The sequence below is a fragment of the Streptomyces sp. SD15 genome (assembly GCF_054462255.1).
This window is the reverse complement of sequence record NZ_JBTLMO010000024.1, coordinates 62896-85007: the sequence shown is the minus strand read 5'-3', so window position 1 is coordinate 85007 and position 22112 is coordinate 62896. Positions and strand designations below refer to the sequence as shown.

Genomic DNA, 22112 nt, shown 5'->3' with positions numbered 1-22112 from the left:
GACGGTACCCCGGTCAACTCCTGTGTAAAAGGGGGCCCTTGGAGCACTCACGCGAAGGAATGGGCTTGTGCGGCGAAGTGGCCGGTGCGGCGGAGTGGCTCATGTCGGCCGAATGGCGATCGTGTGACAGGAGCGGCCGTGGACACCCCCGAGGCCACAGGGAGTGAATAGGCTCCGGACAGACTTCATGCCCCCACGACTTGGAGCTCGACGTGCACCGCAGACTCCTCGCCCCCGGCGCGCTCGCCGCCTCCCTGCTGCTGGCGATCCCGGCGACGGCGGCTGACCACTCCCCCGGAGCCCCGGGCATCGGCGACCCCTACTACCCGGCCTACGGCAACGGCGGATACGACGTCTCCCACTACGACCTGCGGCTCAAGTACCAACCCGGTACGGACGAACTGGAGGGCACGGCGACCCTGCTGGCCCGGACCACCCAGGACCTCTCGCGGTTCAACCTCGACTTCCTGCTGGACGTCAGCGAAGTGCGGGTCAACGGCGCGAAGGCGTCGTTCGCCGCCTCCGGCCAGCACGAGCTGGAGATCACCCCGAAGGCCCCGCTGCCCAAGGGCACGGCCATCACCGTCGTGGTGCGCTACAGCGGTGTGCCGTCGTCCGAACAGGCGTACGGGTTCACCAGCTGGCACCGCACGCCCGACGGGGGTGTCGGGGCGAACGAGCCCGAGGCGGCCTGGTGGTGGTTCCCGAGCAACGACCACCCGCTCGACAAGGCCACCTACGACGTATCGGTGCTGGTCCCCGACGGCACGCAGGCCATCTCCAACGGCACACTCCAGTCGACGAGTTCGCGGGCCGGCTGGACCCGCTACACCTGGCGGTCCAATAAACCGCAGGCCACGTATCTCGCCACGCTGGCGGTCGGGAAGTTCGACGTCACGACCGGGACGACCGAGAGCGGGATTCCGGTCATCAACGCGTACAGCAAGGACCTCGGCGACAACTACGGCGCGGCGCGGGCGAGCATCGAGCGGACCGGGGAGGTCGCCGACTGGCTGAGCGAGTACTTCGGGCCGTATCCGTACAACGCGCTCGGCGGGTACGTGCCGAACACCGACACCGGATACGCGCTCGAGACGCAGACCCGGCCCTTCTACAGCCCACGGCAGTTCGCGAACGGCTCGAACGTCTCCGTCGTCGTCCATGAGCTGGCCCACCAGTGGTACGGCAACAAGGTCTCCGTGGCCGGCTGGAAGGACATCTGGATCAACGAGGGCTTCGCCCGGTACGCGCAGTGGCTGTGGTCCGAGCACGAGGGCGAGGGGACGGCGCAGGAGCTCGCGGACTACGTGTACGCCTCGCATCCCGCCGACGACCCGTTCTGGACGGTCGAGCCCGGGGACCCGGGGCCGGAGAACCAGTTCCACCTGGCCGTGTACGACCGGGGTGCGCTGGCCCTCCAGGCGCTGCGCAACGAGATCGGGGACGAGGCGTTCTTCGCCCTCCTCAAGGGCTGGCCGCAGAAGTACGCGTACGGGAACGCGTCGGTCGGCGACTTCCGGAAGTACGCGGAGAACGTGTCCGGCAAGCCGCTTGCCTCGCTCTTCGACACATGGCTTTTCCAGCCGTCCAAGCCGGGGGCGCCCGCGGCGCGAGGTGCGTCGCCCTCGGTGGCCGGGGCGGACGCGAAGGGGACCCCTTCGCAGCCCAGGTCGTGGAAGAAGATCGCGGCGACCAACGACGTCCACTCCGGCTGAGCCGACGCCCCGGCTGTCGGCCGGAGTTCTCCCCCGGCCGACAGCCCTTTCAGAGGGCTGTCGGCCGGGGAGCGGTTCAGGATCGGGCGTCAGTTGCCCTGCTCCGCGGGGGCCGCGACCCGCTCGCCCACGATGCGGCTCGCCAGGTTAGAGGCCAACTCCGAGACAGATATGCGGAGTTCGGTCTCGGCGGCCACGCGTTCGGACTCGATGCGGGCGTGGCCCTCGGCCAGCGTCGCGTCGCGTTCGCGCTGCCCGTCCGCACGGGCCTCGGCGATCAGGGCGGTGCCCTGTTCGAGAGCTTGCTGACGGATGCGCGCGGCGGCGTGGCGGGCCTCGGCCAGGAGCGCCTCCGTCTTGGCGCGTTCCTGCTCGGCGCGGGCGTGCACGGCTTCGGCCCGGCCCTTGGCGCCCTCGATCGCGTCGTCCCGCTCCTTCAGCACCCGGTTGACGCGCGGCAGGACCCGGGCGAAGAGTACGTAGACGAGGGCGAACAGCGGCAGCGCGAGGAGCAGATCCTGAACCTTGGGGTTGAGTGGGCCTACGGGGTACGGGATGAGGTCCATGGCCATGCCTTACCCGCTCATCCGTGCGAACCAACGCGCGTCTGCGCCAGACTTGACCGAAAGTAACCCTTCGGAAGTAACTCCTCAGCCGAGCGCGAGCAGCCCTTCGGCCGAGCGCGGCGGCGTGTTCGGCCCACGCCGCCGGGCCGCGAGTCCTCACCCCGAGTCATCAGCCCGAGTCCTCAGCCCCGATTCCTCAGCCCCGAGCCTCGGACCCTCGCTCAATCCCCGTGGTCGTACACCGTCACCGCTGTTCCCCGCCGCACCAGCCGCTGCGTGATGAGTGGCTCCACGCGTGACCACTTGCCACCGGCCAGGCCGCACCCGATGCGCGGCATAGGGACGGACGCGTCGAGTTCGGCGGCCTTGTCCGCCAGCTGTGCGAGCGCCGCGTCGATCGCCTCGTAGCGGACGGGGACGCCCTTGCTGCCGGTCCGTATCCCCCGCTGGCCTATCAGGTTCGCCACCCAGACATACCGCTCGACCTGGACGAACTGGGCCGCGCCCAGCCCGAAGTCGTTGCGGGCGCGGTCACGGTGCCAGGCGCGGTAGGCCGCCTCCGGCTCCGGCCAGCGGCGGGAGACGGCCAGGACGAAGCCCTTCCCCCATCCCCCGATGTCGTTGCAGACATGGGCGATCAGCTTGACGCCCTTGACCGACAGAACGGTGGCGTCACCCCGGACATACCTGATCTCCGACATGACGCCACCAGTGCCTCGGCCCGCACCACCCCTGACGCGGTACGGACCAAGGTGCCACCTTCCCCGAGGGGTCACTCCGGATGCGGTGGCACACCTGACATCGCGGCACATCTCACATGCTGATCAGAGGGTGCACTGGCGCAGGTCAGGAGGTGTATGGATGCCCGATCCCGCGATCGGTCAGCCAGAGATAGCCGTCCGCGTCGATACGCCCGACGGCCCCCGTGGCGAACCATCCGTCCGCGTCTCGCGCGTCCTCGACCGTGCCGTCCGCACGCAGATAGCCCTCGCACACCGTCGCGCCGCGCACCAGGATCTCGCCGTCCTCGGCGGTGCGCAGCTCCAGGCCGTCCAGGGGTTTGCCGACCGAGCCGAGGCGGAAGGCTGTGGGGCTGTTGGCCGTGGCGACGCCGATCGTCTCGATCGGCCCCCAGGCGTCCATGATCGTGAGGCCGAAGCCCGTCCAGAAGTCCCTCACGTCCGACGGCACGGGAGCCGACGCGCTCGCCGCCCACACGAGGCGGTCGAATCCGGCGTGGGCGAGGATCGGGTCGAGCACCTGCTCCTTCGCCTCCCGGTGGGCCGCTTCCCGCTCGGCGGACGGCTCCTCGCCCCGTTCGCGCCGGCGCGCACGCGCGCGTGCCGACTCCATCGCCGCGTCCACGAGCGCGCGCCGGTCCTCCGGAAGCTCCGCCAGCTCGGCCCGTACGGCGGCGGAGAGCCTCTCCCACACACGCGGGACCCCGAAGAACTGCGCCGGGTGGAGCTCCCGCGCGATCGCGCCGACCTCTGTGGGGTCGGGGCACAGGTACACGTGCGAGGCGCGGAGCACCGGTAGGTAGATCCCGAGCATGCGTGCGGTGATATGCGCGAAAGGGAGGTAAGAGAGGTGCGCGACGTGGTCCGGGAGGTCGGCGAGACGGTCCAGAGCAAGCGCGTTCAGGACGACATTGCGGTGGGTGATGCGGACGCCCTTGGGTGCGCCGGTGGTGCCTGAGGTCTCCGAGGTGTAGACGATGGTCAGGGGGTCGGTGGAGCGGGTCTCGCGCCAGGCCTTCTCGAAGAGGCTTGTCTTCTGGAGGACGCCCGCCGCCAGGAGGCCCCTCTTCTCCAGGACACCTCCGTTCTTCTCCAGGACGCCCACATGCGCGAAGTGTTCGAAGGTGTCCGGGCCCTTCAGCGAGTCGTACGTCCGATGGGGGCCCGCCTCCGCGGCATCGGCGACGACGAGGCGCTCCAGGCGCGTGCCGGGGTCCTCCAACAGCGGTTCCCAGCACGCCCGTTCGCGGGCGCCCCCGACGATCGCGAGATGAGCGCGGCTGCGCCGGGCGATGTGCGCGACGTGGTCGGGGGTCGCGGAGCCGTGGATCGTGACCGGGACGGCGCCCAGGTGGGTGAGGGCGAGGTCGCTCAACCAGTGCTCGGGGCGGTTGCTCATCATCATCAGGACGTGGTCGCCGCGCTCGACACCCAACGCCGCGTATCCGGCGGCGAGGGCGGCTGCCTCGCGGCGCACCTCGCTCCAGGTGAGCGTGGCCCAGCGGGCCTCGGCCGGGGTGCGCCAGGACAGGGCCGGGAGATGTCCGTGGTCCTCGGCGTTGCGCAGCAACAGGGCGGGGAGCGTGAGTTCGGCGGGGTCCCCGGGGAGTCGCAGGGTCGTGGTCATGACCGCCTCCTGGCGCCATCGGCTCGGCGTGCGCCGCCGACCGTCCGATCGGCGTGAGCAGTGAACGTACGGAGCGTGCCGCCGGTTCCACGGAGCGTGTCTCCCGCAGCCTGCTCGGTCCACCGAGCCTGGCACCACAGCCCGCTCAGAACGCTTTCACCACACCGGTGAGACAGCAATACTGTTGCACCTGGCCGCTGCACCACCCGGAGAGGCGAGGCCTGTCATGACGACGGACACCGAGGAACCCACGCTCACGGTCGACGAGTTGGCCGCGCGCGCGGGCGTCACGGTCCGTACGGTCCGCTTCTACAGCACCAAGGGGCTGCTGCCGCCGCCCGTGATCGGTCCCCGCCGCGTGGGTCACTACAGCCAGGAGCATCTGGCCCGGCTCGCGCTCATCGAGGAGTTGCAGCACCAGGGCATGACCCTGGCGGCGATCGAGCGCCATCTGCTGCGACTGCCGCCCGATCTGAGCGCCCACGATCTCGCCATCCACCGTGCGGTGGTGGCCTCTTGGGCGCCGGACGGAGCGGAGGACGTGACGCTCGCGGAGTTGGAGCGGCGGGTCGGTCGGTCCCTGGGCGAGGAGGATCTCGAGCGGCTCGTCGCGATGAACGTGGTCGCGCGGACCGGGGAGTCGTTCCGCATCGACCCGGGGCTGTTGCGGCTCGGCGTCCAGATCCTCGACGTACCCCTCGCGCAGGAGACGATCCTCGCGGCGCGGACCGTCCTGCTGGAGCACTCGCGCGCGGCGGCGCACGAGTTGTCCGCGCTGCTGCGGGACGCGGTCGGTGGGCACGAGTCCGTGGCGGCGGTGAAGTCCCTGTCGGCGCACATGCAGCCGCTGGTGGTGCAGGCGCTGCTGACGACGTTCCAGCGCTCCCTGAAGGAGGAGTTGCGGGAGTGGCTCACGGGGCCCGAATCCCAGAATTACGGGGAGTCCTGAGCCTCACAAGTACGCCGAGCCGCCCGCCACGTTGAGAGTCTGCCCCGTCAGGAAGCCGCTGCGCCGGTCGACCACGTACAGCAGGGTGGAGACGAGGTCGGACGGCTTCTGGGTCCTCGGGACCGCCTGCTGGGCGCGGACGTGCTCGAAGCCGCCGTCCGCGCCGACGGTCCGCTCGGCCGTCGCGGTGCGGACCATGCTCGGGGCGATCGCGTTGACGGTGATGTCGTACGGGCCGAGCGCGGACGCCAACGCGCGCGTGAAGCCGATCAGGCCCGCCTTCGAGGCGACGTACGCGACCATCGTGGGCGGCGCGGTGAGGACGGCCGCCGACGCGATGTTCACGATCCGGCCCCAGCCGGCCGCCTTCAGGTACGGCAGTACGGCGCGGGTCACCAGGAACGGCGCCTCCAGGTTGACGCGCATGACCCGCCGCCATTCCTCGGGCATCGTGTCGTCGAAGTCCGACTCCGGATAGACGCCCGCGTTGTTGACGAGCACGTGCAGGGTCCCGAACCGGTCGATGATGCGCTCCAGCGCCGTCCCGATCTGCTCCTCGTCGGTGACGTCGGCGATCAACTCCAGGTAGTCCAGTATCCGTTTGGCCGTCTCCGGCTGCGGAACCAGATCGATCCCCGCGACCCGGTAGCCGCGCCCGGCGAGCGCGACGGCGAACTCCTGCCCGAGTCCCTGTGCCGCTCCGGTCACCAGTGCGGTACGCGTCTCCATGCGCCGAGTGTGCTGACCTGTCAGTGGCTCGGCAAGAGCGCATTCCACTCGCTGGAACGGCCCTGTTGCCGGGTGCGTTCGTGAGGCCCACGCTGCGGGGCGACCGCCCAGCGTCAGCCGTACGGGAGCCGTGCCCGATGACCGAGACCGAGCGTGCCGTGGACGACGCCGAGCGCGCCCGTGAACAGGGCCGTGGCCGGAGGCGGTTCGGGACGCTGCCCGGTCGGCTGGTGGGGGACGAGTTGGGTGTGCTCCTCGTCCTCGGGCTGCTGATCGCCTGCATCGGCATTCCGTACCCGGACTTCCTGGCCACCGACAACCTGCTCTCCACCGCCCACAACTCCGTCTACATCTCGCTGATGGCGTGCGGGATGGTCTTCGCGCTCGCCATGCGCGAGGTCGATCTCTCCGTGGGCGGGACCTATGCGATGTGTCTGGTCGTCGGGGCCCTGCTGGTGCGGGAGGGCACGGCGCCCTGGCTGGCGGTCCCGGTGGTGCTGATCACCGGAGCCGTTCTGGGTGTCTTCAACGCGCTGGTCACGACGCTGCTCGCGCTGCCCTCGTTCATCGTGACACTGGGCACGCTGATGCTCTTCCGCGGCATCGGGCTCGCGCTCGCCGACGGCAAACAGATCACCGATCTGCCGCTCGACGACTCGTTCTTCACGCTCGCGGGCGGCGACGCGGCGGGGGTGCCGTTCGCCCTGTGGGTGCTGCTCGCGGTGGTCGTCGTCCTCGCGGTCGTGCTGACCCGGACGCGTTTCGGGGCCCGGGTGCGGGCGATCGGGTCCAACCCCGACGCCGCCGCGTTCAGCGGCATCCCCGTCGTCCGCACCCGTATCCAGGCGCTCGCGCTGTCCGGCCTGACCACGGCCTGCGCGGCGGCGCTCGCGCTCGCCTTCTACGGGGCCGGTGACCCGACACTGGGCCAGGGCTACGAGTTGCAGGCCATCGCCGCCTGCATCATCGGTGGCACCCCGCTGGCGGGCGGGCGCGGTTCGGTGGTGGGCGCCGTGGCCGGGGCGATGATCCTGTCCGTCGTCGCCGCCGGGCTGGTGTTCTTCGAAGTACCCATCAACTGGACGTCGTTCGCGACCGGCGGGGTGATCCTCGTCGCGGTCGCGGCGGACAGCGCGCTGCGCCGTACGGGACGCCGACGCCGCTGACCTCCCCCTTGTTGACTCACCCTTGTCCGGAGCCGCTTGGAGGCCGTGATGCCCTTCCGATTGCGTACGTTGCTCGCCGTGCCCGCGGCGCTGGCCCTCCTCGCCGCGGCGGGCTGCGGCAGCTCAAGCGGCTCCGGCGGCAAGAACGGCGAGCTCAATATGGGCATCGCCGTGGCCAACATCAGTCTGAACTTCGCCCATGAGATGGTCCTCGGCGCCGAGAGCGCCGCGAGCCACGCGGGGAAGGTGAACTTCAAGGCGGTCGGGCCGCCCAACACCGACGGGCCCGCCGAGGTACAGCTCTTCCAGAACCTGACCGCCCGCGCCAAGGACGGCATCGTCCTGGAGAACCTCGACCCGCCGATCTTCACCCGGCCCGCCGCACGCGCCGTCGACCAGGGCATCCCGATCGTCGCGCTGGACACCTCGCCGACCGACGGCAGCAAGGTGAACTTCTATGTGGGCAACGACAATTACGCGCTCGGTGAGCTGATGGCGCAGGAGGCCCTGAAGCGGCTCGGCGACGACCCGCAGGGGCAGATCGTCATCGGCGTGCCCAACCCCGGGACGCCAGTGCTCGACAACCGGGCCAAGGGCATCGCCGACACCTTCGAGAAGCAGGCCCCGAACGTCGAAATCCTGGGCCCCTTCCAGACGTACAGCGATCCCGGGCAGAACTACAGCTCCTGGTCGGCGCAGGTGAACGCGCACCCCGAGGCACTCGCCTTCCTCGGTGTCGGTGACGCCGACAGCTACAACCTCGCGAAGATCAAGAAGGCCGAGCGGGGCAGCTGGCTCACGGCGGGCTTCGACGTCGATCCGAAGACACTTGACGCGGTCAAGGACGGCTCGAACTTCGTCACCATCGACCCGCAGCACTTCCTCAAAGGCTATCTGTCCACCGCGATGCTGATCGAGGCGGTGCGTGACAACGGCGGCAAGCTGCTCCAGGGCTGGTTCCTGTCCCCCGGCGGGGTCGTCGACCAGTCCAACATCGACGAGATCATCACGCGGCAGAAATCCGCGCAGGCGGCGTACGACTGGTACAAGCCGACGATCGACAAGCTCCTCGGCGACCAGGAGGCCCAGCTCAAGCCCTTGAAGGACGCGCGCTGAGATGACGTACGGCGACCTGCTGGTGGCGCGGGACCTGGTGAAGTCGTACGGCGGGGTCCGGGCCCTGGACGGGGCGGGCATCCGGCTGCGCGGCGGCGAAGTGCACGCGCTGGTGGGTGAGAACGGCGCCGGCAAGTCGACGCTGGTGCGGATCGTGTCGGGGGCGGTGGCGGCGGACGCGGGAACGGTGCGGCTGACCGAGCGTGTCCGGTCTGCCGAGGGCGCCTGGCCTGCCGAGAGGGCCCGGTCTGCCGACGAGGCCGGGATCGCCGTCGTCTCCCAGGAGTTGAGCCTCTTCCCGGACCTCACCGTCCGCGAGAACCTCTACCCCCACCGGCCGCCGCGCCGCTGGGGCCTGCTCGACCGGGGCGCCATGGACCGCGCGGCCCGCCCGGTCCTCGCCGAGCTCGGACTCGACGTCGACCCCGCCGCGAATCTCGGTGAACTCCCCTTGGCTGACCAACAGTTGACGGAGATCGCGCGGGCGCTGCTGCGGCGCCCGAAGGTGCTGGTCCTCGACGAGCCGACCTCCGCGCTGCCGGCCGCCGCCGTGGACCGCCTCGAACAGGTGCTGCGCACGCTCACCGGGCAGGGCATCGCGGTCCTGTACGTCACCCACTTCCTCGCGGAGGTGATGCGCTTCGCGCAACGCGTGACGGTGCTGCGGGACGGGAAGGTCGCGCTGGACGGGGCGCGCCGGGAGGACGTCGGCGTGCCGGAGCTGGTGAAGGCGATGCTCGGCGGTCGGCCTCCGATGGCCCTACGTCGTACGCGGGCCGTCGCCGACGGCCCGTCGCCGGTGGTGCTGTCCGGGGTGAGTGTGCCGGGGCGGCTCGCCGACGTCACGTTCACCGTGCGTGCGGGCGAGGTGGTGGGCGTGGCCGGGCTCCAAGGCGCGGGCCATCTCGACGCGTTGGCGGTGGTGTGCGGGCGTACGGAGATCTCGGCGGGGCGGGTCGACGTCGGCGGCCGGGGTCTGCCGCGTACGCTGCGCGCGGCGGTCCGGGCGGGCGTCGCCTTCGTGCCCAGCGACCGTAAACGGTACGGGCTGATGGCCGAGCGGACGGTGTGGGAGAACGCGACGGCAGTGAGCTGGCTGGCCCTGGGGCGAGGAGGTGTGCTGCCCACGCGGGGTGAACTGGTAGGCCATGCAAGCAACTTGACCGAGCGGCTCCGGCTGCGCGGCGGTCCGTACGACATCGTCGCCCGCCTGTCCGGCGGCAACCAGCAGAAGGTCGTCTTCGCCAAATGGTTGGCAACCGAGCCCCGCATCGTCGTCCTGGACGATCCGACCCGGGGCGTCGACGTGGGCGTACGCGCCGAAATGCACCGCATCGTGGGCGAGTTGGCGGCGGGCGGTGCGGCGATTCTGGTCGCCTCCACCGATCTGGCGGAGCTGACGGAGGTGTGCGACCGGGTGCTGGTGTTCGCGCGGGGGCGGATCGTGGGCGAGGTGCGCGGGGAGCGGCTCACCGAGCACGCGCTGGCGGTGGCGATGCAGCCGGGGAGTACACGGTCAGATTGAGAGCGTGCGGGTGAGGGCCCGCGCCGCCGCGCACAGCCGTGCGCCGATGCGGTCCACGTCGAGCCTGCGGGTGCCGCCGGTGACCGAGATCGCGGCGACCGGACCGGGTCCGCGCTCGTGCCCGTAGACCGGGGCCGCGACCGCCGAGATACCGATCTCGGCCTCCTCCAGGTTCACGCCGTAGCCGCGGGCCCGCGTCGCGGCCAGGTCGCGGGCGAGCTGGCCCGGCAGGACGAGGGTGCGCGGGGTGAGGCGGGGCAGGGTACGGCGCGGCGGCCCGGGGTCGTGGGCGAGGAACACCTTGCCGGTGGCCGTGCAGTGCGCGGGCAGCCGCCCCCCGGTGCGCGAGACGATCGGGGTGGCGCGGCGCCCGGTGATCTTCGCCAGGAAGAGCGTGTCGGGCCCGTCGGGGACGGCGAGGTGCACATTCTCCTGCGTCTCCTGGTGCAGGTCACCGAGGTAGGGCAGCGCGGCGTCCCGCAACTCCCGTACGGACGGCGCGGATTGGCCAAGGACGAAGAGTGCGAGGCCGATCCGGTAGCAGCCCTCCGGCGTGCGCTCGACGAGCCCGAGCCGGACCAGCTCGCCGATCAGGCGGTGTGCGGTCGGCTTGGGCAGCCCGGTGCGCAGCGCCAGCTCGGCGAGGCTCAGCGCGCCCTCGCAGTCGCCGCAGGCACGCAGCAGCGAAGCCCCGCGTGCGAGCACGGACTTGGGCACCGGACCGTCCGTCATGGACCGATCGTCGGGCGTGAGAGGAAGGTTGACAAGGTGCGCGTCGCTGTGAGGCCGCCACGCTGCTAACGAAGCGGTACGTCGATCAGCATCGGGCGCCTCAACTCCCCCGCTGCGGAGACGAGGTCACGTAGGTGGTCGGCGCTCTCCGCCCGCGCCGCGTCGATCCCGAAGAACCGTGCCGCCCGAGTGAAGTCGTGCGCGCCCAACTCGGTGCCGGGACACTGGCCTTGGCCACCCATCGCCTGGTACGTGTTCTGAAGGGTGCGGTAGGCGCCGTTGTTCATCACCACGAACAGCGCCGGCGCGGCGCAGTGTTGCGCGCTCCACAGCCCCTGCAGGCCGAACAGTGCGCTGCCGTCGCCGAGGACGGCGACCACCGGCCGCCCCGGTTCGGCGAGCGCGCGGCCGACGGCGGCGCCGATGCCCCAGCCGAGGCCTCCACCCACGGTGTGCGTGTAACTGCCGGGCCGGTCGAGACGGATCAGCCTGCGCAGCAACAGGCCCACGGTGATGGCTTCTTCGACCACCACGGCCTCCGCGGGCAGTCCGCGAGCCACGGCATGGGCGGCGGCCCAGGGCGCGAGCGGCGCCGGGGAGTAGGCGGCGTGGGCATCGGCCTCCGTGCGGCTGCGCTCCGCCGTGTGCCGCTCGCCCGCGCGCAGCGTCCTGGCCTTCGCGGTGTGTCCCGGCACCTGGCCCGGCAGCAGCTCGGCGAGCCGGTCGAGGGAGGGGGCGAGGGCGCCGACGAGCCCGGCGTCGGCGGGGAAATTGCGGCCGATCTCGCCCGGGTCGGAGTCGAGCTGCACGACAGTGATACCGGACGGCAGCGCGGGTCCCGGGCTGTAGTGGTGCGGGGTGAAGGCGTGGGCCCCGGCGATGAGCACGGCGTCATACGGCCTGAGGGCGTCGCGGATCGCGTCGTGGCGTGGGGGCAGCATGCCCGCGTACAGGGGGTGGGTGGTCGGGAAGTTCAGGCAGTCGGCCATCGGCTGGTGGTGGACGGGCGCGCCGCAGGCCTCGGCGGTGCGGACGAGCGCGGCGACGGCGTTCTCGCGGCCCACCCCGTCCCCGGCGATGATCACCGGGCGGGCGGCGGCGCCGAGCAGGACGGCGGCGCGGTCCAGGCCGACGGCCTTCGCGGCGGCGGGTGTCGGTGTGCGGGCGGGGACATCGACCTCGGTGTGCTCGGCGAGCAGGTCCATGGGGACGGAGAGGAACACCGGCCCGGCGGGCGGCCGTACGGCGAGCGCGAAGGCGCGGCGCACCGCGAGCGGCAGGTCGCGGGCGTGCTGGATGTCGAAGGTGGCCTTCACGGCGGGGGCGGCGAGTGCGACGAGGTCGCCCGACAGCATGGGCTCCTGCTGGAGGTGGCGGCGGTCCTGCTGGCCCGCCATCACCACCAACGGGGTTCGCGAGCGGCGGGCGTTGAGCAGTCCGATGAGCCCGTTGGCGAGCCCCGCGGCGATGTGCAGGCTGACGAAGGCGGGGCGGCCGGTGGCGCGGGCGTATCCGTCGGCCATGGAGACGACGGCGCACTCGTGGATGCCGAGGATGTATTCGGGGGCTGCCTCGGCGTCCATGAGGGCGGCCAGGAAGGGTAGTTCGGTGGTTCCCGGGTTGCCGAAGACGCGGTCCACGCCCTCGCCGCGCAGGATCTCCAGCAGGGCGAGGGCGGGGCGGCGGCCCATGGGGACTCCTCGTGGGGGCGGGGACCGGTTCGCGGGCCAGCGTCCGGTCCCCGCCCCTGAGGAGCAAGCCCCGCATACCACTCAGCGACACGTCGCTTGTCGCTGAACTTCTGGGCCCTACTTGTCGCTGAACTTCTCCCCGTTCTCCGCCTTCTCGACGAGCAGCGCGGGCGGCGTGAACCGCTCCCCGTAGCGCTCGGCGAGTTCACGCGCGCGGGCCACGAATCCGGGCAGTCCGGCACCTGCCCCGGCGCCGCCGTCGTACCCGTTGATGTACTGCAGGACGCCACCGGTCCAACCGGGGAAGCCGATACCGAAGATGGACCCGATGTTGGCGTCGGCGACGGAGGTCAGCACGCCCTCCTCGACAAGCCGGACGGTGTCCAGCGCCTCGGAGAAGAGCATGCGCTCCTGCATGTCGCGGAAGGGGATCTCGTAGCCCGGCTTGGTGTAGTGCTCGCGCAGACCCGGCCACAGCTTGCCGCGCTTGCCGTCCGCGCCGTACTCGTAGAAGCCCGCGCCGCCGCTGCGTCCGGTGCGGCCGAACTCGTCGACCATGCGGTCGATGACCGCCTCCGCCGGGTGGGTCGCCCAGGTGCCGCCCGCTTCCTCGACGGCCTGCTTCGACTCCTTGCGGATCTTGCGCGGCAGGGTGAGGGTCAGCTCGTCCATCAGCGAAAGGACCTTGGCCGGGTAGCCGGCCTGCGCGGCGGCCTGTTCGACGGACGCGGGCTCGATGCCCTCACCGACCATCGCGACGCCCTCGTTGATGAAGTGGCCGATGACCCGTGAGGTGAAGAAGCCGCGCGAGTCGTTGACGACGATCGGGGTCTTCTTGATCTGCCGTACCAGGTCGAAGGCGCGCGCGAGTGCCTCGTCCCCGGTCCGCTCGCCCTTGATGATCTCGACGAGCGGCATCTTGTCGACGGGCGAGAAGAAGTGCAGTCCGATGAAGTCGTCCTGCCGCTCCACGCCCTCGGCGAGGACGGTGATCGGCAGGGTGGAGGTGTTGGAGCACAGCAGCGCGTCGGGCTCGACGACGTTCTGGATCTCCTGGAACACCTTGTGCTTGAGCGCCGTGTCCTCGAAGACGGCCTCGATCACGGCGTCGCAGCCGGCCAGGTCGTTCGGGTCGGCGGTGGGTGTGATGCGGGCGAGGAGCTCGTCCGCCTTCTCCTGTGTCGTACGTCCCCTGGAGACGGCCTTCGCGCAGAGCTTCTCGGAGTAGGCCTTGCCCTTGGCGGCCGCTTCGGCCGACACGTCCTTGAGGACGACGTCGATGCCCGCGCGGGCGCACGAGTACGCGATGCCCGCGCCCATCATCCCGGCGCCGAGCACGGCGACCTTGCGGACCTGGCGCGACTCGATGCCCTTGGGTCGGTTGGCGCCGGAGTTGACCGCCTGGAGGTCGAAGAAGAACGCCTGGATCATGTTCTTCGAGGTCTGACCGGTGACCAGCTCCGTGAAGTACCGCGCCTCGATGACCAGCGCGGTCTCGAAGTCGACCTGGGAGCCCTCGACCGCCGCCGCGAGGATGTTGCGCGGGGCCGGGTAGGGGGCGCCGTTCAGCTGCTTCTTGAGGTTGGCCGGGAAGGCGGGCAGGTTGGCGGCGAACTTCGGGTTCGACGGCGTACCGCCCGGGATCTTGTAGCCCGGCTTGTCCCAGGGCTGCCGCGACTCGGGGTTGGCGTCGATGAAGGCGCGTGCCTTGGCGAGCATCTCCTCGAAGGTCGCGGCCACTTCGTGGACGAGGCCGTTGTCCAGGGCCCGCTGCGGGGAGTACTGGGTGCCCTGGAGCAGCACCTTCAGGAGGGCGTCGGCGATGCCCATGAGGCGGACGGTGCGGGTGACGCCGCCGCCCGCGGGGAGCAGGCCGAGGGTGACCTCGGGCAGGCCGATCTTGGAGCCGGGGGCGTCGAGGGCGACGCGGTGGTGGGAGGCGAGGGCGATCTCGTAACCGCCGCCGAGCGCCGCGCCGTTGATGGCGGCGACGACCGGCTTGCCGAGGGTCTCGATGCGGCGCAGGGAGGACTTGATGGCCGTACCGGTGTCGAAGGCCTGCTGGGCGTTCTCCGGGCCTGCCTGGATCATGTCCTTGAGGTCGCCGCCCGCGAAGAAGGTCTTCTTCGCGGAGGTGTAGATGATGCCGCGGATGGAGTCCTTCTCGGCCTCGGCGCGTTCGGCGATCGCCGCGATCGAGTCCTTGAAGGCCTGGTTCATGGTGTTGGCGGACTGGTTGGGGTCGTCGAGGACGAGGGTGACGACGCCGGTCTCGTCCTGTTCCCAGCGGATGGTGGTGCTCTCGGTCATGGGGAGGGTCTCCGGTCTCCGTTGAAGTCTGGTGGTCCGCTGGGGAGTTACAGGCGTTCGATGATGGTCGCGATGCCCATGCCGCCGCCCACGCAGAGCGTGGCGAGGCCGTAGCGCTTGTCCTGGCGCTCCAGTTCGTCGAGGAGGGAGCCGAGGATCATCGCGCCGGTGGCGCCGAGCGGGTGGCCCAGCGCGATCGCGCCGCCGTTGACATTGACCTTGTCGAGGGACAGGCCCATGTCCTTGACGAAGCGCAGGACGACCGCCGCGAAGGCCTCGTTGATCTCCACGAGGTCGATGTCGTCGATGGTCAGCCCGGCCTTGGCGAGCGCCTTGCGGGTGGCGGGCGCGGGCCCGGTGAGCATGATGGTGGGCTCGGAGCCGGAGACGGCCGCGGAGACGATCCGCGCGCGGGGGGTGAGGCCGTGGCGCTCGCCGACCTCCTTCGAGCCGATGGCGACCAGCGACGCGCCGTCCACGATGCCGGACGAGTTGCCCGCGTGGTGGACGTGGTCGATCGCCTCGACCCAGTGGTACTTCTGCAGCGCCACGGCGTCGAAGCCGCCCAGCTCGCCGATGTCCGCGAACGACGGCTTCAGCTTGGCGAGCGAGTCGGCGGTGGTGCCGGGCCGCAGGTGCTCGTCGTGGTCGAGGACGACGAGCCCGCTGCGGTCCTTCACGGGGACGACGGACTTGTCGAAGCGTCCGTCCTTCCAGGCCGCGGCCGCACGCTCCTGGGACAGCGCCGCGTACTCGTCCACGTCACGCCGGGAGAAGCCCTCGATCGTGGCGATGAGGTCGGCTCCGATGCCCTGCGGCACGAAGTTGGTGGCCAGGTTGGTCATGGGGTCGGCAAACCAGGCGCCGCCGTCCGAGGCCATCGGTACCCGCGACATCGACTCGACGCCGCCCGCGAGCACCAGGTCCTCCCACCCCGAGCGGATCTTCATCGCGGCCAGGTTGACGGCTTCGAGGCCCGAGGCACAGAAGCGGTTCTCCTGGACGCCGGCGACCGTGTCGGGCAGTCCGGCGGCGATCGCGGCGATACGGGCGATGTCGGAGCCCTGGTCGCCGACCGGTCCCACGACTCCGAGCACGATGTCGTCGATGGCGGCCGGGTCGAGCCCGGGGAAGCGGCGCTGGACCTCGTGGATGAGCCCGACGACCAGGTCGATGGGCTTGGTGCCGTGCAGGGCGCCGTTCGCCTTGCCGCGACCGCGCGGCGTGCGGATCGCGTCGTACACGTACGCTTCGGTGCTCACTGTTAAGCCTTTCAGGGGGGCTGGAGGGAGGGTTAGCCGAGCAGGGAACGGCCGATGATCTCCTTCATGATCTCGGTGGTCCCGCCGTAGATGGTCTGGATGCGTCCGTCGGTGAAGGCCCTGGCTATGCGGTACTCCGCCATGTAGCCGTATCCGCCGTGCAGTTGCAGACAGCGGTCCGCGACCCGCTTCTGCAGTTCGGTGGCCCACCACTTGGCCATCGAGGCGTGCACGGCGTCGAGTTCCCCGTTCGAGTGATCGACGATGCAGCGGTCGAGGAACGTACGGGTGACGGCGCACTCGGTGGCCATCTCGGCTATCTCGAAACGGATGTGCTGGAGCTTGGACAGCGGCCGTCCGAAGGCCTCGCGCTCCTTGACGTACTCGGTGGTGATCTCGAGCAGGAATTCGGCGGCGGCGATCCCGGCGACGGCGATGCCCATGCGCTCCTGCGCGAGGTTCGTCATGAGGTGGACGAAGGCGCCGTCGAGCGCGCCGAGGAGGTTCTCCTTGGGCACGCGGACGTCGTGGAAGAACAACTCGGCGGTGTCCTGGGCCTTCTGACCGATCTTGTCGAGGTTGCGGCCACGCTCGAAGCCTGCCATGCCGCGCTCGACGACGAGCAGGGAGAGGCCGTGCGCGCCGCCTTCGGGAGTCGTCTTCGCCACGACGATCACGAGGTCGGCGAGGATCCCGTTCGAGATGAAGGTCTTGGAGCCGTTGAGGAGCCAGTGGTCGCCCCGGTCCTCGGCATGCGTCCTGATGCCCTGGAGGTCGGATCCGGCCCCGGGCTCGGTCATCGCGATCGCCGTGATCAGCGAGCCGTCGCAGAAGCCGGGCAGCCAGCGCCGCTTCTGTTCCTCGGTGGCCAGGCCGGTCAGGTACGGCCCGATGATGTCGTTGTGCAGCCCGAGCGCGAGCCCGGCGGCTCCCGCGCGCGTGAACTCCTCGGCGAGTACGGCGCTGTAGCGGAAGTCCGCGTTGCCACCGCCCCCGTACTCCTCCGGTACGGCGAGTCCGAGCAGCCCCTGCTTCCCGGCCGCGCGCCAGGCGTCTCGCGAGACGATGCCGTTCCTCTCCCACTGCTCGTAGTGGGGCAGCACCTCCTTGGCGAGGAACGTGCGCACCGTCTCCCGGAACGCGTCGTGTTCGGGGCCGAAGATCTGACGTTTCATGGTTTTCCGTCCATCGGGCCGTCCTTCATCAGTCGGGGTACGTCCCAGTCGTGCGCCACGGCCGCGGTGTCGGCGCCCGGCTGTGCCGGGCCGCTGCGGACGGAGGTACGGGTGAGGGAGAAGCGGGGTGCGGGGGCGGGCTGGGTGATGCCACCGTGGTCGGTGAAGGTGCCGCGGGCGGCGAGATGGGGGTGGGAGGGGGCCTCGCGCAGAGACAGGACGGGGGCCACACACGCGTCGGATCCCGCGAAGACCGCGGTCCACTCGTCCCTCGTACGGGTCTTGAAGCGGGCGGCGACGGCCTCCCTGAGCTCGCCCCAGCGGGACAGGTCCTTGCGCGCCGAGGCGTACTCCTCGATACCGAGGAGCTCGACGAACTCGTCGTAGAACTGCTGTTCAAGGGCGCCCACCGCCATGTACTGCCCGTCGGCCGTCTCGTACGTCCCGTAGTACGGGCAGCCGCCGTCCAGGAGGTTGGCTCCGCGCCGGTCCTGCCAGCCGCCTGCGGCGACCATGCCGTGGATCATCGCGGCGAGGTGCGAGGCACCGTCGACGATGGCCGCGTCCACGACCTGTCCGGCGCCGGTCGCGCGCGCGTGGTGGAGCGCGGCGAGGACGCCGACGACGAGATAGAGCGAGCCGCCCGCGTAGTCGCCGACGAGGTTCGCGGGGACCGTGGGTGGCTCCCCCGGTCGACCGATCATGCCGAGGGTGCCGGTCGGGGCGATGTACGCGATGTCGTGCCCTGCGCGCTGGGCGAGCGGGCCCTCCTGGCCCCAGCCGGTCATGCGCCCGTAGACGAGCCGGGGATTGCGGGCGTGGCAGATCGCGGGGCCCACGCCGAGGCGCTCGGCGACACCGGGCCGGTAGCCCTCGACGAGGACGTCCGCGCGGTCGACCAGGTCCAGGACGCGAGCCGGGCCGTCCTCGGCCTTGAGGTCGATCAGCACCGACCGCTTGTTGCGGTTGGTGACGTCGTACTCCGGATTGATTCCGAGCCCGGTGCCGCCGGGCCGGTCCACGCGGACGACGTCCGCGCCGAGGTCGGCGAGGAGCATGGTGGCGAACGGGCCGGGCCCGATGCCGGCCAGCTCGACCACGCGCACCCCGAAGAGCGGGCCGTGCCCCGGCGTCGTTGCCTCTGTCATCAAGCCCCCAGCACTGTGACACTGCTGATGTGACATCAGCGATGTTAAGAACGTGTTCCACTTCGGGCAAGCCCTGAACGAGCAAGCGCTTAGTTAAATTCCAGGGCCACGCCGGGCATGTCAGCGCCCGTCCAGCTCCGCGATCAGCTTCTTCGGTGCGACGGTGCGGTAACTCTCCTCGACCCAGTCGCACAGCAGCTCCGCGGCCGGAGCGCCCCGCTCCGCCAGGGGTATGCGGACCCAGCCGGACTTACCGAGGCCATATCCGGCGGGCTCGGCTCCAGGAGAGGTCAGGGCGTGGGCGTGCGCGGCGTCGTCCTTGAGCTTCAGCGTGACGCCCAGCGGATAGCTGCCGTCGTCGACGCCGAGGAAGACGAACACCTTCTTGTTGACCTTCGCGACGGTCTCGCCCCAGGGGAACTCCTCGGCGGCGCCCGGCAGGCCGAGGGCGAATTCGCGCACCTTCTCCCACTTTTTCAGGGCGTTCCTCGGCACGGCCACGGCTACCTCCGACCTCTTCGTACGACCTCATCGTTCGGCTGCTCGTACCTCACGCTAGCCTCAGCCACCGACAACGGCGCTTCGCGCACGGCAGAGGGGTGTCATGAGCAGGCTGAACGGGACGGATCGCGCGTACGACATCGTGCTCTTCGGAGCCACGGGATTCGTCGGAACCCTCACCGCGGAGTATCTCGCCGCGCACGCGCCCGAGGGACTGCGCTGGGCGATCGCCGGGCGCAGCGAGGACAAGCTGGAGCGGCTGCGGGAGCGGCTGGCCGGGGCACCCGGCGTACTCCGGGCAGACGCCCCCGGCGTACTCCGGGCGGATGTCTCCGATCCGGCGTCGCTGCGCGCACTCGCCCGCCGCGCGCGCGTGGTGGCCACGACCGTCGGGCCGTACATCACCTACGGCGAGGAACTGGTCGCCGCCTGCGCCGACGCCGGCACCGACTATCTGGACCTCACCGGTGAACCCGAGTTCGTGGACCTGATGTACGTCCGGCACGACGCACGCGCGCGGGAGACCGGGGCGCGGCTGGTGCACGCCTGCGGTTTCGACTCGGTCCCGCACGACCTGGGCGCGTACTTCACGGTGCGGCAGCTTCCCGAGGGCGTGCCCCTGCGGGTCGACGGATTCGTGCGCGCCCAGGGAATGGTCTCGGGCGGCACGTTCGCCTCCGCGCTCAACCAGTTCGCACGCGGGCGGCACATCCTGGCCGCGGCGCGGGATCGCGGGCGGCACGAGCCGCGGCTCGTGGGGCGGCGGGCGTCCGCGCCGACGAGTGCGCCACGGTTCGCCAAGGAGGTCGGGGCGTGGGCGGTGCCGCTGCCCACCATCGACCCGCAGGTGGTGCTGCGTTCGGCGCGGGCCCTGGAGCGGTACGGGCCCGACTTCCGCTACCGCCACTACGCGGCCGTCGAGCGGCTGCCGATCGCCCTGGGCGGGGTCGCCGCCGTCGGCACGGTGTTCGCGGCCGCCCAACTGCCGCCCGCGCGGCGCTGGCTGTCCGACCGGATCAAGCCCGGCGAGGGGCCGAGTGCCGCGCTGCGGAGGAAGAGCTGGTTCTCGGTGCGGTTCGTGGGCGAGGGCGGTGGACGCCGGGTGTTCACGGAGGTCGCGGGCGGTGATCCGGGCTACGGCGAGACGGCCAAGATGTTCGCCGAGTCCGCGCTGTCCCTCGCCTTCGACGACCTGCCGAAGACGGCCGGGCAGGTCACGACGGCGGTGGCGATGGGCGACGCGCTCATGGAACGACTTCGCGGGGCGGGGATCACGTTCCGGGTGGCTGCCTCCCGGTAGGGACCGCGCGCCCGGCCGCCTCATGGACCGATGCGGCCCCTCCCGCATCGGCCAGGAGATCAGCGGCATCAAGGAGGCGTTGCCCCAGCAAGTGCGCGGCCTCCCGCAGCTCAGGGGGATCGACGATGCGGAAGGGCGCCTGAAGGGCGGTGAGTTGTCGGGCGTACCACTCGGGCTCGTCGGTGGTCGCGAGGAGGCGGCTGCGCTCGGGGCCGAGCGCTTCGAGGTGGCCGAGGCTGCGCGGCAGCCACCGGGCGGCCATGGCCACCGGTGCCTCGATGACGACCTCCACCCGGTACTTCCAGCCCTCGGACAGGTGCTCTTCAAGGGTGCGTACGGGGTCCAGGTCGGCCGGCGGGATGAACGTGTCCGCGAGGACGTCGACCGCGACCACCCTGTCGACGCGAAGGACTCGTCGGGCGTTCCGCGTGTGCGACCAGCACAGGAGGAACCAGCGGCCGTCGCGTACGACGACGGCCCATGGATCGACCTCCATGACCCGATCCCGTCCGGACCCCATGCGATAGCCGACGCGACGAGGCGCAGGGTCCCCGCCCCGCCCGGGTCCACACCGGAGCGGAAAGCGTCCGGCGGGGCGGATACCGCAGCCTCCGAATCGCCGCAGCCGGCAGCGCCACAGGCGGCAGGTACCGCACACGATGAGCACCCGCACCGCACCCGGCGGCGACGGCCCACGGTCCACCGGCAGGCGCCCACACCCCGCCCAGCACGACGGACCGCTTCCCCGCATCCAGGAAAACCCAGGATCGCCCAGGGAACCTCAGCTCATCAGCGACGCTTCTCGTGGGCTCTCGTGGGGCTCTTCGTGGGGCTTCCCGCCGCAGAGGTGCCTACAGCCGCAGAGGTGCCTACAAAGGCCAGCCCAGCACCGTGTAGATCATCCCGCCGATCCAGGCGAGTCCGGCGATCACGGAGAGGACCAGTGCGGCCATCACGACACGCTCGACCGGCTGGGAGGCGGTGGCGGCGGGCTTCGGGGAACGGTGGGTCGTCATGGGGTACAGCCTGCCGATCATGGCGACGGCACCACATCCGTACAGGTACTCAGAGAACGTACTCAGTCAACGGGTGGGGTCCCTGAGGCAGTTGCTTCCTGCAAGGCCTGCCTGCAGAGAGAGTCCGCGCGGCGGGTGGACTCCGGCAGGCGGTACTTCGGGGCGAGCGCGAGGGTGTGCGCGCACGCGTTGTCGAGGCTCATCCGGTGGCCGACCGAGACGAACACCGGCTTGATGCCGTCCTGGGTGCGCAGCGCGCGGCCGACCTCCTCGACACCGCCGCCTTCGCCCGCGAGAAGCGGGGACGTGCTGCCGCGCCGAGCGCCCGGCTCCTCGTACGAGAAGGTGAACGGGTTCTTGGCCACCCCGATGGTGGGAAGCCCGGTGAGCACGCCGAGGTGGCTGGCGAGGCCGAAGCGGCGCGGGTGGGCCAGGCCGTAGCCGTCGCAGACGACGAGCCCCGGCGCGCAGGGGAGCGCTTCGAGCGCGGCCAGCACGGTCGGGATCTCGCGGAAGGCGAGCAGTCCGGGAACGTACGGGAAGGAGACCTGTCCGACGGCGGTGGCCTCGGCGACTACGTCGAGGGTCGCCGCGTCGAGCACGACGGCCGCGGCGACGACGACGTCGCGCTCGTCGTCGTACGCCACGTCGACCCCCGTCACCCTGCCGGTGCCGGGCCGCGGTCCCGGTTCGTCGAGCACCACTCGCCCCCGCAACTCGTCCTGCACAGCGAGGGCCTGCTCCTCGGTCGCGGGCCAGCCCGCGGGAATCCGTATGGTGTGAGAAGCGGTGTTCATCGCGGTATTCGTGACGGTCTTCATGGTGGTGACGAGCGTACGGGGTG

Annotated in this window: 20 protein-coding genes; 6 read left to right on the top strand and 14 right to left on the bottom strand. The window is 70.9% G+C overall.

Translation table 11 applies throughout. The features are described from left to right. Positions 1-212 precede the first annotated feature (212 nt). The gene (locus ACX28W_RS23865; RefSeq protein WP_459001306.1) at positions 213-1715 is read left to right on the top strand and encodes a M1 family metallopeptidase; all 1503 of its coding nucleotides are present in this window, start codon (positions 213-215) and stop codon (positions 1713-1715) included. Positions 1716-1804: 89 nt separating this feature from the next. Here ACX28W_RS23865 and ACX28W_RS23860 read toward each other — a convergent pair whose 3' ends face one another. The 3 genes from ACX28W_RS23860 to ACX28W_RS23850 form a co-directional block, all read right to left on the bottom strand. After that, positions 1805-2287, bottom strand: coding sequence for a F0F1 ATP synthase subunit B family protein (locus ACX28W_RS23860; RefSeq protein WP_459001304.1), 483 nt, complete (start codon positions 2285-2287; stop codon positions 1805-1807). Between the two features lie 215 nt (positions 2288-2502). Continuing rightward, positions 2503-2982 carry a macro domain-containing protein gene (locus ACX28W_RS23855; RefSeq protein WP_459001303.1) on the bottom strand — a complete coding sequence of 160 codons (480 nt, stop codon included), beginning with the start codon at positions 2980-2982 and terminating at the stop codon, positions 2503-2505. 145 nt (positions 2983-3127) lie between these two features. Then, positions 3128-4648: an AMP-binding protein gene (locus ACX28W_RS23850; protein ID WP_459001301.1), complete on the bottom strand. Its 1521-nt coding sequence runs from the start codon at positions 4646-4648 to the stop codon at positions 3128-3130. A gap of 226 nt (positions 4649-4874) precedes the next feature. Between ACX28W_RS23850 and ACX28W_RS23845 the strand changes: the two genes are divergently transcribed. Then, positions 4875-5597, top strand: a complete 723-nt coding sequence (locus ACX28W_RS23845; RefSeq protein WP_459001300.1) for a MerR family transcriptional regulator — start codon at positions 4875-4877, stop codon at positions 5595-5597. Positions 5598-5600: 3 nt separating this feature from the next. Here the strand turns inward: ACX28W_RS23845 and ACX28W_RS23840 are convergent, their stop codons facing one another. Then, entirely contained in the window at positions 5601-6326 is a 726-nt protein-coding gene (locus ACX28W_RS23840) for an SDR family NAD(P)-dependent oxidoreductase (protein ID WP_459001297.1), read from the bottom strand. A 137-nt stretch (positions 6327-6463) separates the two neighbouring features. On the opposite strand from ACX28W_RS23840, the gene ACX28W_RS23835 reads away from it, so the two are divergent. From ACX28W_RS23835 to ACX28W_RS23825, 3 genes are read left to right on the top strand one after another with little or no spacing between them, the layout of a single operon-like run. Then, positions 6464-7492: an ABC transporter permease gene (locus tag ACX28W_RS23835; RefSeq protein ID WP_459001295.1), complete on the top strand. Its 1029-nt coding sequence runs from the start codon at positions 6464-6466 to the stop codon at positions 7490-7492. 48 nt (positions 7493-7540) lie between these two features. Further along, positions 7541-8608, top strand: a complete 1068-nt coding sequence (locus tag ACX28W_RS23830) for a sugar ABC transporter substrate-binding protein (protein ID WP_459001294.1) — start codon at positions 7541-7543, stop codon at positions 8606-8608. Between the two features lies 1 nt (position 8609). Continuing rightward, positions 8610-10133 carry a sugar ABC transporter ATP-binding protein gene (locus ACX28W_RS23825; protein WP_459001293.1) on the top strand — a complete coding sequence of 508 codons (1524 nt, stop codon included), beginning with the start codon at positions 8610-8612 and terminating at the stop codon, positions 10131-10133. Here ACX28W_RS23825 and ACX28W_RS23820 read toward each other — a convergent pair. The 7 genes from ACX28W_RS23820 to ACX28W_RS23790 all read right to left on the bottom strand — a co-directional run bounded on the left by ACX28W_RS23820 (position 10125) and on the right by ACX28W_RS23790 (position 18952). Continuing rightward, positions 10125-10865 carry an IclR family transcriptional regulator gene (locus ACX28W_RS23820; RefSeq protein WP_362065900.1) on the bottom strand — a complete coding sequence of 247 codons (741 nt, stop codon included), beginning with the start codon at positions 10863-10865 and terminating at the stop codon, positions 10125-10127. The genes ACX28W_RS23825 and ACX28W_RS23820 overlap by 9 nt on opposite strands. A 65-nt stretch (positions 10866-10930) precedes the next feature. Then, positions 10931-12556 (bottom strand): thiamine pyrophosphate-binding protein, encoded by a 1626-nt coding sequence (locus ACX28W_RS23815; protein WP_459001291.1) that lies wholly within the window; start codon positions 12554-12556, stop codon positions 10931-10933. 117 nt (positions 12557-12673) lie between these two features. Further along, positions 12674-14866: a 3-hydroxyacyl-CoA dehydrogenase NAD-binding domain-containing protein gene (locus ACX28W_RS23810; RefSeq protein WP_459001290.1), complete on the bottom strand. Its 2193-nt coding sequence runs from the start codon at positions 14864-14866 to the stop codon at positions 12674-12676. A 47-nt stretch (positions 14867-14913) separates the two neighbouring features. Next, entirely contained in the window at positions 14914-16128 is a 1215-nt protein-coding gene (locus ACX28W_RS23805; protein WP_459001289.1) for an acetyl-CoA C-acetyltransferase, read from the bottom strand. A gap of 32 nt (positions 16129-16160) precedes the next feature. Further along, a complete protein-coding gene (locus ACX28W_RS23800; RefSeq protein WP_459001287.1) occupies positions 16161-17303 on the bottom strand; it encodes an acyl-CoA dehydrogenase family protein in 1143 nt (380 codons plus the stop codon). After that, positions 17300-18451 (bottom strand): CaiB/BaiF CoA transferase family protein, encoded by a 1152-nt coding sequence (locus ACX28W_RS23795; RefSeq protein WP_459001286.1) that lies wholly within the window; start codon positions 18449-18451, stop codon positions 17300-17302. Before ACX28W_RS23795 ends, ACX28W_RS23800 begins: the two co-directional genes overlap by 4 nt. A 120-nt stretch (positions 18452-18571) precedes the next feature. Then, positions 18572-18952 carry an MmcQ/YjbR family DNA-binding protein gene (locus ACX28W_RS23790; protein WP_459001284.1) on the bottom strand — a complete coding sequence of 127 codons (381 nt, stop codon included), beginning with the start codon at positions 18950-18952 and terminating at the stop codon, positions 18572-18574. Between the two features lie 103 nt (positions 18953-19055). On the opposite strand from ACX28W_RS23790, the gene ACX28W_RS23785 reads away from it, so the two are divergent. After that, positions 19056-20252, top strand: coding sequence for a saccharopine dehydrogenase family protein (locus ACX28W_RS23785; protein ID WP_459001282.1), 1197 nt, complete (start codon positions 19056-19058; stop codon positions 20250-20252). Here the strand turns inward: ACX28W_RS23785 and ACX28W_RS23780 are convergent. The 3 genes from ACX28W_RS23780 to ACX28W_RS23770 form a co-directional block, all read right to left on the bottom strand. Then, complete coding sequence (locus ACX28W_RS23780) at positions 20224-21003, bottom strand: helix-turn-helix transcriptional regulator (protein ID WP_459001281.1); 780 nt, start codon at positions 21001-21003, stop codon at positions 20224-20226. The two genes, ACX28W_RS23785 and ACX28W_RS23780, sit on opposite strands and share 29 nt — an antisense overlap. A 118-nt stretch (positions 21004-21121) precedes the next feature. After that, the gene (mmpA, locus tag ACX28W_RS23775) at positions 21122-21268 is read right to left on the bottom strand and encodes a morphogenic membrane protein MmpA (protein WP_459001280.1); all 147 of its coding nucleotides are present in this window, start codon (positions 21266-21268) and stop codon (positions 21122-21124) included. Between the two features lie 62 nt (positions 21269-21330). Beyond that, entirely contained in the window at positions 21331-22089 is a 759-nt protein-coding gene (locus ACX28W_RS23770; protein WP_459001279.1) for an endonuclease V, read from the bottom strand. Positions 22090-22112 lie beyond the last annotated feature (23 nt).

Excerpts from the sequence above, each read along its gene's own strand:
- ACX28W_RS23840 (WP_459001297.1), bottom strand. The coding sequence starts at position 6,326 with ATGGAGACGCGTACCGCACTGGTGACCGGAGCGGCACAGGGACTCGGG.
- ACX28W_RS23860 (WP_459001304.1), bottom strand. The coding sequence starts at position 2,287 with ATGGCCATGGACCTCATCCCGTACCCCGTAGGCCCACTCAACCCCAAG.
- ACX28W_RS23780 (WP_459001281.1), bottom strand. The coding sequence starts at position 21,003 with ATGCGGGGAAGCGGTCCGTCGTGCTGGGCGGGGTGTGGGCGCCTGCCG.
- ACX28W_RS23795 (WP_459001286.1), bottom strand. The coding sequence starts at position 18,451 with ATGACAGAGGCAACGACGCCGGGGCACGGCCCGCTCTTCGGGGTGCGC.
- ACX28W_RS23820 (WP_362065900.1), bottom strand. The coding sequence starts at position 10,865 with ATGACGGACGGTCCGGTGCCCAAGTCCGTGCTCGCACGCGGGGCTTCG.
- ACX28W_RS23810 (WP_459001290.1), bottom strand. The coding sequence starts at position 14,866 with ATGACCGAGAGCACCACCATCCGCTGGGAACAGGACGAGACCGGCGTC.
- ACX28W_RS23800 (WP_459001287.1), bottom strand. The coding sequence starts at position 17,303 with ATGAAACGTCAGATCTTCGGCCCCGAACACGACGCGTTCCGGGAGACG.
- ACX28W_RS23770 (WP_459001279.1), bottom strand. The coding sequence starts at position 22,089 with ATGAAGACCGTCACGAATACCGCGATGAACACCGCTTCTCACACCATA.
- ACX28W_RS23825 (WP_459001293.1), top strand. The coding sequence starts at position 8,610 with ATGACGTACGGCGACCTGCTGGTGGCGCGGGACCTGGTGAAGTCGTAC.
- ACX28W_RS23785 (WP_459001282.1), top strand. The coding sequence starts at position 19,056 with ATGAGCAGGCTGAACGGGACGGATCGCGCGTACGACATCGTGCTCTTC.
- ACX28W_RS23815 (WP_459001291.1), bottom strand. The coding sequence starts at position 12,556 with ATGGGCCGCCGCCCCGCCCTCGCCCTGCTGGAGATCCTGCGCGGCGAG.
- mmpA (WP_459001280.1), bottom strand. The coding sequence starts at position 21,268 with ATGACGACCCACCGTTCCCCGAAGCCCGCCGCCACCGCCTCCCAGCCG.
- ACX28W_RS23855 (WP_459001303.1), bottom strand. The coding sequence starts at position 2,982 with ATGTCGGAGATCAGGTATGTCCGGGGTGACGCCACCGTTCTGTCGGTC.
- ACX28W_RS23830 (WP_459001294.1), top strand. The coding sequence starts at position 7,541 with ATGCCCTTCCGATTGCGTACGTTGCTCGCCGTGCCCGCGGCGCTGGCC.
- ACX28W_RS23850 (WP_459001301.1), bottom strand. The coding sequence starts at position 4,648 with ATGACCACGACCCTGCGACTCCCCGGGGACCCCGCCGAACTCACGCTC.
- ACX28W_RS23845 (WP_459001300.1), top strand. The coding sequence starts at position 4,875 with ATGACGACGGACACCGAGGAACCCACGCTCACGGTCGACGAGTTGGCC.
- ACX28W_RS23835 (WP_459001295.1), top strand. The coding sequence starts at position 6,464 with ATGACCGAGACCGAGCGTGCCGTGGACGACGCCGAGCGCGCCCGTGAA.